Below are 9,731 nucleotides of genomic sequence, written 5' to 3' on the forward strand. Positions count from 1 at the left end.
CAGACTCAGCAGAACACGTTCGTGAATCGTTCCGCCAAGGTGTAGCCGTGAACCGTCGGACCAAGCTTCAAGGCCCCCCAGAACGTTGAAACGAAGCATCCTGCCCCCCTGCGTCGACCTCGGCACCGAGTCCGCCAGGTCGATGTAGCTCCCCGTACGCTCGCTGGTCCAGTGAGCGTAGTTCCCCGTGCACTCGTGTCACTCGAGCGCGAACGACTGGTCTGTCGCGCCAGCATGATGACATACGACGGATTCGCCGGTCAGCCCGGCGCGGGGCCGGTCCCTCGTGTCAGGCGTGGTCAGGCGAGGGACAGCTCGTGCTCCCGCATCCAGATGTCCGCCTCCAGCAGGGGGGTCAGCAGGTGCGCGGTGCCGGCGTGCGTCATGGTGGGCCCCTGCCCGTCCGCCAGTTCCGCTACCCTGCCGTGGTCGAGGAGGCCGGCCATCGGGGAGGTGCGGTCGTCGAGCATGGTCCGCACCGCGGTGATCACCGCCGCGTCGTGGACGGGGTCGTGCAGGGCGGGATAGGCGGACTTGGGCCGCATGAGGATCTCCTCCGGCAACAGGTCCGCCACGGCCATGCGCAGCAGGCTCTTCTCCCGGCCATCGGCGGTCTTCACCGTCCAGGGCACGTTCCAGACGTACTCCAGCAGCCGGTGGTCGCAGAACGGCACCCTGACCTCCAGACCGACCGCCATGCTCATCCTGTCCTTACGGTCCAGCAGCATCGCCAGCGGCCCCTGAAGACTGAGGAACAGCACCTCCCGCATCCGCGCGTCGATGCCCTGCTCGCCCGCCAGTCGCGGTACCTGGGCGCGCAGGGTCGCGTAGCGGTCGGCCTCCAGTTCGGCCGGTCGCAGTGCCTTGCGCAGGTCGGGGGCGAGGCAGTCCGCGAGTCTCGGCGCGTTGCCGAGCCAGGGGAACGTCTCCCGCCAGACCGTGCCGGGGTCGTGGAACCACGGATAGCCGCCGAACACCTCGTCCGCGGCTTCCCCGGACAGCGCCACCGTCGACCGCTCGCGCAGAGCCGCGAACATCAGGTACATCGAGGTGTCGAACTGCCCGAGACCCGGCAGATCGCGGGCCCGCCGGGTGAGGGGAGCGGCGGCCGCCAGCTCTTCGGCCCGCAGTTCCACTTCGATGTGTTCCGTACCGAGGTGCTTCGCCGCCAGCGCCGCGTACGGCGCGTCCCGCTCGGGCCGCAGCGTGGTGGGCCGGAAGTCCCGCTCCTCGCCCGTGAACCGCACCGAGTACGTGATCAGCGGTCCCTCGCCCGCGCGGGCCAGGCTGCGGGCGGCCAGCGCGGCCGTGGCACTGGAGTCCAGTCCGCCGGACAGCATCGCCGCCCTCGGCACATCGGCCACCAGCTGACGCTCGACGATGTCCTCCAGCAGGTCGCGCACGCCGCGCACCGTGCTGTCGAGATCTTCGGTGTGCGGCCGGCTGACCAGCTGCCAGTACGGGGACTCGGAGCATCCGCGGCGGTCGATCCGCACCACATGGCCGGGCTTGACCTCGTGCAGGCCGTTGATCGGCGTCTCGCCTGCGAGGGCCAGCCTGGGGTTGAGCAGAAGGTGCAGCGCCCCTGCCGACATGGTGGGGGTGAACCCCGGATGGGCCAGAATGCCCTTGGGCTCGGAGGCGAAGACGACGCCGTGACGCCGCGGCGCGTAGTAGAGCGGCTTGACACCCAGTCGGTCCCGGGCGAGCACCATCTCCTCGCGGACGGAGTCCCAGATGGCGAAGGCGAACATCCCGTTCAGCCGCTCGACGAAACCGGCCCCCCACTCGATGTAGGCGCGCAGCACCACTTCGGTGTCCGATCTGGTTCGGAAGCGGTGCCCCAACCCGGTGAGCTCAGCACGAAGTTGCCGGAAGTTGTATACCTCACCGGTGTACGCCAGGACCACGGGGGAGCCGTCGGGGCCCACCTCGGCGGTCATGGGCTGCGCGCCGCCGGCCGGATCGATCACGGCGAGTCGCCGGTGGCCGAGTGCCGCGTGCCGCCCCAGCCACGTTCCGCGGGCGTCGGGGCCACGCTCGCGCATCGTGTCGGTCATGGTGTCGAGCACGGTCTGCTCACCGCGCAGATCCCTGGCGAACTCGACCCAGCCTGCGAAACCGCACATCAGTCGTCCCCTCCTCGGACGGGGTCGCATCGCAGACGCGACACCGCCTCTTCGAACACGGACATGTCTCCCGCGAAGACGCCTTCGCGTCGCGGAAAGGCCACCACCACGTCGGTGAAGCCCAGGCCGGCACATCGTCCGACCAGGTCGACCAGCCGCTCCGGCGACCCGTACGGGTCCTCCACCACGCGGCTGAGGTTGACCAGCCTGCGCAGCCCGGCCGGCGGCCGGCCCACCTGCTCGCAGGCGCCGGCCAGCATTTCGAGCTGGCGGCCCAGGGTGACGAAGGCCTCGCGCTCGCTCTGCCCACCCGGCGCGCGGGCATCGCCGATGGTGATCCACGTATCGCCGTACTCCGCCGCCAGGCGCAGACCTCGCGGACCCGTCGCCGCGACGGCGAGCGGGATCCCGCCCTGCCGCAGGCCGCCGGGGACCATCAGGACCTCACGAGCGGAGAAGTAGCCACCCGTGAAGGTGGTCGTCGGCTCGCGCAGCAGCCTGTGCGTGAGCTGCACGAACTCCGCGAACCGGTCGGCCCGTTCGGCCGGCGACAGGACGGATCCGCCCAGCGCCGTGCTGTCCGGCCCGGACGCTCCCGCGCCCGCGCCGAGCACGAACCGCCCGCCGCTGATGTGGTCCAGGGTCATCGCCTGCCTGGCCGTGACCACCGGGTGCCGGAAGTTCGGCGAGACGACCATGGTCCCCAGCTCGACCCTGCTCGTCACGGCCGCGGCGGCGGTGAGCGTCGTCAGCGCATCGAACCACGGCTCGCCCGGCGGAAGACGCCAGGACAGATGGTCCAACGTCCAGGCATGGTCAAAACCGAGATCCTCGACCCGGCGCCACACCTCGACACCGCCCGGCCCGGGGCGGTCGGGCAGCACCAGAGCGCCGAGACGCACGCGTCCGCCCGTCATGCCGTGCTTCGCCCGGCCGTGCCGCAACCGCGGCGCAGGGCCCAGTGCGAGGCCGCGAGGGTGCCGACCCCGCCGACCGCGTACAGCCCGGCGAGCACGAACCACCCCGCCACGCCGCCGTCGACCAGCAGTACCGTCATCAGACCGGGGGCAAAGGTCAGTGCGGCGGCCTGGCCGGTGGAGAACATCCCCTGGTACTCGCCGTGCGCGTCGTCGGGGGTGAGCGCCACCGAGAGACCGAACCCGCTGCTGACGAAGAACAGTTCCCCCACCACATGCACTGCCGCCCCCACGGCCAGCAGCAGGAGCACCGTCGTGGCGGAGCCGCCGTCGGTACCGGCGAACACCACGCACGAGACGGCCAGGAGAACGCCCGACCACAGCCCCAACCGCGCCGCGCCGCGCACCGTGACCGCCATCCGGCTGACCCGGTTCTGGAAGAGGACCACCACCACCGCGTTGGCGCCCATCAACACGCCCATCACCCAGAGCGGGGCCTGTGTGTGCTGGGTGATCCACAAGGGCACACCGGAGTCGAGCATCCCCCAACTGAGCGCCAGCAAGCCGTTGAACAAGGTGATCAGCAGGAACGGGCGGTCGCGCAGCACGAGGACGCTGCGGCGCACCTTGCGCTCGTTGAGCGACTCCACGTGAGGCACCCGCCGCAGCAGTGCCGAGCAGCCGATGCTGGACGTGCCGTAGACCAGGACGAGCCCGAGATAGCCGACGGAGTTGTCGAGAGCGAGCACGTAGGCGCCTGCCAGCGCGCCCACCACGATGCCGCCCTGGGTCATGGCCCGGTTGGTGGAGATGCTCTCCATCCGTTCCTCGCCCGTGGTCAGCCCGGAGATCAGCGCGATGCGGATACCCGGGGTGGCACGGTCGGCGGCGATCATCACGCAGGTCACCAGCACGGCCGGCCAGAACCCGTGCACGAACATGTAGGAGAGAATCGCCAGCCCCTGCACCATCCCGAGCGTGATCAGCGTCTCGCGCGCGCCCACCCGGTCGGCGAGGTAGCCCAGAGGGCCGCCGGCCAGCATGCCCACCACACCCGCCGCGGTGATGCCGAAGCCGAACTCGGTCGTGGAGAGCCCGACCGAGTGCAGGAAGAACATCGCCCAGCAGGTGAACCATGCGCCCTTGCCCAGCGACAGCGTCAGCGAGGCGAGGTAGACCGGCCCCACCGGCCGCCGCCACCAGGACGCCGTGGTCCAGCCCGGCCGGGCCGCCTTCTCGGACAACCGGCTCAGCACGGCAGCGACTCCCTCACGGCGGCGCCGAACCGGGCCGCGTGTGCGGCGAGGTCGCCGTCCACCCGGGGCGGGACCGGCTGGTCCTCCCCGGTCAGGACACAGTGCAGGAATGTGGGCGCCGCGCAGGTGGCGGCCATCGTACGCACCGTGGCCGTCAGGTCACCTGCCCGCTCGATCCGCTTCACCCTCGCGTAGCCGCAACTCCGGGCCAGCAGCGCGAAATCTGTGCCCCAGGAAGGGACGTGCTGGCCGCCGGTCGAGGTGTAATGACCGTCGTCGAGCAGGATGTGCACCAGAGGCAGCGACGCCAGCGCTCCCGCGGTGACCAGGCCGGCCGGGTTCATCAACAGGCTTCCGTCGCCGTCCACGACGACGGTGGGCCGGCCGGTCTGCTCCGCGATTCCGATCGCGATCGAGGAGGCCAGGCCCATCGATCCGGTCATGTAGAAGTGGTTGGGGCGGTCCAGGACGTCCTGGGCGATCCGGCACGCGTAGCCGGTGGTGAACACGATCGGTTCCTCGCTGGTCGCCTCGATGACCGCGCGGATGGCAGAGGACTTGTTCACGGCCGCCATCCGAATGCCGCCGGGGTCACCAGGAGCGCTGCCGGACGGGACTGCCGGACGACGACCTCGTGCGCCCAGGCCGCTCGCGCGGCCGCGTCGTCCGCCGTGTCCAGGGTCGCTGTCTCGATACCGAGGCCGCCGAGCAGCGGCTCGGTGATTCTGCCCATCACCACGTTCTCCTGGGTCCGATCCGGTTGTATTCCCCGCAGGCTGACGATCAGCAGGATCGCCAGGTCGTACGGGACGATCAGGGAGGCGAGGACGTTGACGGACTGGCCCAGGCCGGAGTTCTGCATCAGGACGACCGGCGCCCGTCCGGCCAGTGCGGCCCCGGCCGCCAGGCCCACTGCGTTGTCCTCGCGGACCACGGGACGCAGCCCGGTGCGATGGTCGATCGCGGTGAACAGCGGAGCCAGGATTCCGCACGGGGTCCCGTAGAACGGCCCGAAGCCGCTGTGGACCAATCGTTCGGACAGTTCGTCGGCGAGACCCGTGACAGGTGCCTGCATGTCGTACCCCCAGGTCGAACCGGTCAGACACCGGTCAGGAATTCGTCCAGATCGATCGCCCGCGCCCCGTGCACGCCCGGGCCGTCGGCGCGGATGTCGGTGCGGGGTGGTCGCGTGCTGTCGAAGAAGTGCGTGGCGACGATCCGGTCGGAGCCGTCTACAGTGATCATGGGCGTGGCGACCAGGAAGTCACGGACCGCCGGCGTGTCCCTGGTCGCACGCAGGTACACCCGCCGGTTGCGGAAGTGGTCGACCGGGTGGACGACCGTCGGATGCAGTCGGCGTTTGAACTGGTAGACGCCCTGGCCGGGGAACGGGTCTCCGCCGGAGAAGTTGACGCGGGTCACGCCGTGCTCGGCCGCCCATTCCATCGTCAGGTAGTACACGGCCTTCACCGCACCACTGCGATAGTGCTCCTCGGCACCGTCGAGCACACCGAGCAGGCGCATCCAGAGCGTCCGGCCGCCGTCCTCCAGCCTGGCCAGGACGCCTGCCACCCGTCTGTCGCCCTCCCGGACGAACAGCACCAGTCCGTGCCGGAACAACGCGTGCAGGGCGATGTCCCAGTCAGCGCTGCGGGCCTCCTCACCGTGTCGGGAGGCCATGGTGGGCAGGTGCATCCGCCGGTAGAAGAACTGCAGGTCCGCGAGGTCCGTGCCGACCTCGCAGGTCCAGCCGTGGCTCCGGCGCAGCTTCGCGAACTGCCGCCGTTCGTTGCCCGAGACGCCGCTGTGCACGGCTTCGGCGTTGATGTCCAGCATCATGGTGATCCGGAAGGGCAGCACCACCGAGCGGGTGGCCGGCAGTCGGCGGACCCGCTCGCGAGAGCAGCCGAGCACCAGCAGGTCTGCCGTCGGCCGGTGCACCGCGCGGAGCATCTGCCGCCAGGTGGGCGGCCGTTGCTCCGAAGCGGAGACCGAACCCACCTGGGCCGACATCTGGCTGCGCAGGTGGGGCAGGAGGTAGGTCGTTCCCTCAGGACAGCCCTGATACGCCAGCGACAGCCGGCCCTCGGCCGAGCTGAGGACCTGGTGGACGAAGCGGCGTCCGGGCAGGTCCGCCCAGAGCTCCCGAACCTGGGCCCAGCCCCCGCTACCGGTGGCCCATCGGTATCTCGCCCAGACCGGGAGCGGTACGGCGGTCATCGGGAGGTCCCGGGGCTCGCCGCGTCGAAGAGGACCTGCCGCAGTTGCCCGGCACCGGAGACCGCACACAGCCGGCCGTCCGCAATGGGGGTGAAGTCCTGTACGGCGTACGAGCCGGACCCGTGCACGACGACCTCGTCGGTGTCGAGCAGGCCGCGCTCGATGCCGACCAGGACACCGGTCAGCGCCATCACCAGGGACCACTCGCGCAGTTCCCGGGGATCGAACGGCAGATCGATGTCCGTGCCCGCGAGCAGCGCCCTGATCTCGCCGTACCGGGAGAGGCACTCATGCAGCGAGACCACCACACCGCCTCCGCCGTGCGTGCGGATCAGCTCGTTCATCGCGGGTGAGGTCGCGGGCGAGCGGGTGTAGAAGGTCGGTTCGAGGTTCTCGGCCGGGTCGAAGGTCGCGCCCGGGTAGTGCGGATCCTCGTCCTGGCGGTGCAGCCCGGTCGTGGGATCGAAGCGGTACTGCGGCGCCGTCATGTCGTACAGGCTGAGCACCATGTCGGGCGTCGCCATGTGCTGCACCAGGAAGTACTGCGGCCGCGCCGACGTCTCGGGCAGCAGGGTGGTGCCGAAGTGGTGGCCCAGCAGGCCGAAGGCGCTTGACACCGCGTGCGCGTGCGCCCGCGTGACGCCGGGCGCTTGCGGCAGCTCGGCGCGCTCGGCGAAGGCGCGGACGGCATCGGAGCACTTGTAGTTGTTCAGGTCCAGTGTGTGCCAGAGCCGGAACCCGGTACGGGCGGCCAGTGCCTGTGCGGTGGAGTCGGCCACCTGCTTGGTGAGCGGCTTGACCCCGGGTCCACCTGGCGCAAGCACGCACAGTGGGTTGCGTGCGGCCAGGGCGGTGTCCTCGCTCAGGGCGGAGGCCCAGAGCTTCGACCGGGCGCTCTCCGGGACGACGCTGACGATCCGCAGCCGGTCCGGGTTGCTGAGACCGGTCCGGTATGCGCGGAGCACCGCATCTCGCAGAGCGGTCGCCTTGTTCGCGGAGGAGGGCGTCACGATCATCACCGGCTCACCGGTCCGCTCGGTGTGCAACACCGCGCGGGCCACGATCACCAGGGAGGCCAGGGTCTTGACCGTACGGGTGGCCGGATTGCCCATCAGGTCGAGCAGGACGAGCCTGCTCCGTCCCACCATGCCGAGCTCCGCGAAGCGCGGATCGGCGACGGAGAAGAATTCGTTGAGAGCGGCCGAGGGGGCCGGCAGCTCGAAGGGAGGGGCGAACCCGGAGTCGGAGGAGGAGATGCGCCCGACCTGGCCGAGGGCCTGCCGGAGCTGGTTCTCGTACTTCGTGAGGACATGTCCACGGTGCAGAACGTCGCTGGTCAACGTGCTCCTTCGATAGATTCTCACGCCTTTCCGCGGCGCGCCGGGCCTCACGACACCGGGAGGCCCCGCCCCACGAAGGCCGTTCGGGGGTGAGCGCGGTGACCGGTGTGGTCAGGACCCAGACTCCGGCCCGACGCTCCCGGCCCGGTACCGGATCGCTACCGGGCGGGTCCTTCGAACGAAGACGACGCAGTCCGGCCGAACGAGGCAGAGCCCATACGGACCTCATCGACACAGGCGGCTGTGACGGAGCAGTGATCTCCGGGGAGCTTGGCCGCTCCTGTCCGGCGTCCTTCCTTTGCGTCGGGATTTTGAGCTGGGGGAGGAGTCACGTTCGGGCGTAAGGATCAGGCCAGGGTGGGCTGCAGAGCGCCGAGCGGGGACCGCGGTCTTTCTTCATCGCGCGCAGTTCCACCCGGTCGACGTCCGGGTGCGCGGCGACCACCGCGTCGACCGACGCCGTGGTGCACAGCGCGACGTCGACGGCCCCGGCCCGGCCCGGCTCGTGCCGAAGCGGACCTCGATCGACCGCGGCGAGCGGATCCATCCGAGCGGAGTGTCGGCGGCGGCCAGCTCTGCCAGGTCCTCACGCTGGCAGACCTCCGCGACCCGACCGGGGTGGTGCAGCGTCCCGTCGGGGTTCGCGGCTCAACTCGGCGAGCAGTCCCCGGTCGACGAACCGCGGACCAGAAGGCCGTCACGTTCGCCATCTCACCGGTCACGTTCGGGGCGCCCGGGGCTCCGGCTGGGACGGCCGCCTTCCCTCGTCCGGCGGTACGGCCGGCCCGAGCGGCAGTCGTTGAACGGACATGACCACCACGCTCCTGGCACTCCGCTGCCGCCACGTCCCTGAAGGAGGCCACCGCTGCCAGCGCCCGTTTTCACCCTGACCTACTGCGTAACCCCGGAGCAGGCTCCTGGGACGGGGAGAGGGCCGCAGGTGATGAGGGTGGCGCGTTCACCTCCGCCTTTGTATTGACCGACCGTCAGGCTTCGAAGCGCCCCCGTGCGGACTCGATGTGCCGGAAGTACCGGTAGGTCCAATCCCACGTCCTGTCGACCGTCGCCCGCAGTCCGTGGCCCGCTTCGGTGAGGGTGTACTCGACCCGAGGCGGGACGGTGGGGTGGACGGCAGGAATCGGCGCGCCGCAGGTCGGCATCCTCGGCCAAGCCGCTGAACTGCTTGGTCACCATCAGGTTACCCAGTCACTGAAAAGTGCGTTCTTCCATGTCACCGCACACTCTCCTACAGTTCCTGAGTAACTGCAAGAGACCGCATTTGGTCTGATTTTGACGAGCACGGGCTTTCAGAGGCCCGGACCAGGAGACGGACAGCATGGCCATCACCCTGAGAAACCCCGAGGGACTGCCGAAGATCGATGTCTACCAGCAGGTGGCGATCGCCTCCGGTTCGAAGCTGGTCTTCATCGCCGGGCAGGTCGCCCCTCGCCGCCCAGGTGGAGCAGAGCTACCTCAATATCGCCACCGCGCTGGCCGAGGCCGGCGGTTCCTTCGACGACGTGGCGAAACTGACCTTCTACGTCGTCGACTGGACGGCCGACAAGATGCCACCGCTCCTGGAGGGAATCTCCAGGGCGGCCGCAAAGCTGGGGGTCACTCCGGTGCCTCCGGCCACGCTGATCGGCGTCGCGGCGCTGGACGTCCCCGAGCATCTGGTTGAGATCGAAGCCACCGCGGTCCTTGACTGAACATGTGTCACTGAGCGCCGTAGCGGCTGGCTACGAGACTCGGTTCCTTGACGGCGTCACCCATGTCCTGGCAGGAGTTGAGGATGAGGGAGGGCGGGAGGGGTGGCGCGGACGCAGCCGGGGATCGGGGCGCGCTCACGGTGTTGCGCGTCGGTGGGGG

The 9,731-nt window shown here is 69.9% G+C and carries 8 protein-coding genes and 2 pseudogenes; 1 reads left to right on the forward strand and 9 read right to left on the reverse strand.

All coding sequences use genetic code 11. From position 1 onward, the window contains the following. Nucleotides 1–299: 299 nt before the first annotated feature. From asnB to CCL05_RS47305, 9 genes and pseudogenes are all read right to left on the reverse strand, one after another. Complete coding sequence (gene asnB, locus CCL05_RS27880; RefSeq protein WP_086563288.1) at nucleotides 300–2,129, reverse strand: asparagine synthase (glutamine-hydrolyzing); 1,830 nt, start codon at nucleotides 2,127–2,129, stop codon at nucleotides 300–302. Further along, the gene (locus CCL05_RS27885) at nucleotides 2,129–3,046 is read right to left on the reverse strand and encodes an LLM class flavin-dependent oxidoreductase (protein ID WP_086563289.1); all 918 of its coding nucleotides are present in this window, start codon (nucleotides 3,044–3,046) and stop codon (nucleotides 2,129–2,131) included. The genes asnB and CCL05_RS27885 overlap by 1 nt, the downstream gene beginning before the upstream one ends. Next, a complete protein-coding gene (locus CCL05_RS27890) occupies nucleotides 3,043–4,302 on the reverse strand; it encodes an MFS transporter (protein WP_086563290.1) in 1,260 nt (419 codons plus the stop codon). Before CCL05_RS27890 ends, CCL05_RS27885 begins: the two co-directional genes overlap by 4 nt. Beyond that, a complete protein-coding gene (locus tag CCL05_RS27895) occupies nucleotides 4,296–4,868 on the reverse strand; it encodes a thiamine pyrophosphate-dependent enzyme (protein WP_158102503.1) in 573 nt (190 codons plus the stop codon). The genes CCL05_RS27890 and CCL05_RS27895 overlap by 7 nt, the downstream gene beginning before the upstream one ends. Further along, nucleotides 4,865–5,377 carry a hypothetical protein gene (locus CCL05_RS27900; RefSeq protein ID WP_086563293.1) on the reverse strand — a complete coding sequence of 171 codons (513 nt, stop codon included), beginning with the start codon at nucleotides 5,375–5,377 and terminating at the stop codon, nucleotides 4,865–4,867. Before CCL05_RS27900 ends, CCL05_RS27895 begins: the two co-directional genes overlap by 4 nt. 23 nt (nucleotides 5,378–5,400) lie before the next feature. Then, on the reverse strand, nucleotides 5,401–6,522 hold the full coding sequence (locus CCL05_RS27905; protein ID WP_086563295.1) for a GNAT family N-acetyltransferase: 1,122 nt from the start codon (nucleotides 6,520–6,522) through the stop codon (nucleotides 5,401–5,403). Then, the gene (locus CCL05_RS27910; RefSeq protein ID WP_086563296.1) at nucleotides 6,519–7,862 is read right to left on the reverse strand and encodes a DUF6002 family protein; all 1,344 of its coding nucleotides are present in this window, start codon (nucleotides 7,860–7,862) and stop codon (nucleotides 6,519–6,521) included. The genes CCL05_RS27905 and CCL05_RS27910 overlap by 4 nt, the downstream gene beginning before the upstream one ends. 328 nt (nucleotides 7,863–8,190) lie before the next feature. Beyond that, a complete protein-coding gene (locus CCL05_RS27915; RefSeq protein WP_244204440.1) occupies nucleotides 8,191–8,409 on the reverse strand; it encodes a hypothetical protein in 219 nt (72 codons plus the stop codon). A gap of 439 nt (nucleotides 8,410–8,848) precedes the next feature. Further along, nucleotides 8,849–8,992 (reverse strand): annotated as a pseudogene (locus CCL05_RS47305) (winged helix-turn-helix transcriptional regulator); the annotation flags it as partial. A 206-nt stretch (nucleotides 8,993–9,198) separates the two neighbouring features. On the opposite strand from CCL05_RS47305, the pseudogene CCL05_RS27925 reads away from it, so the two are divergent. Then, nucleotides 9,199–9,571 (forward strand): annotated as a pseudogene (locus CCL05_RS27925) (RidA family protein). Nucleotides 9,572–9,731 lie beyond the last annotated feature (160 nt).

The sequence above is a fragment of the Streptomyces africanus genome (assembly GCF_002150735.1).
In the GTDB taxonomy this organism is placed as follows: domain Bacteria; phylum Actinomycetota; class Actinomycetes; order Streptomycetales; family Streptomycetaceae; genus Streptomyces; species Streptomyces africanus.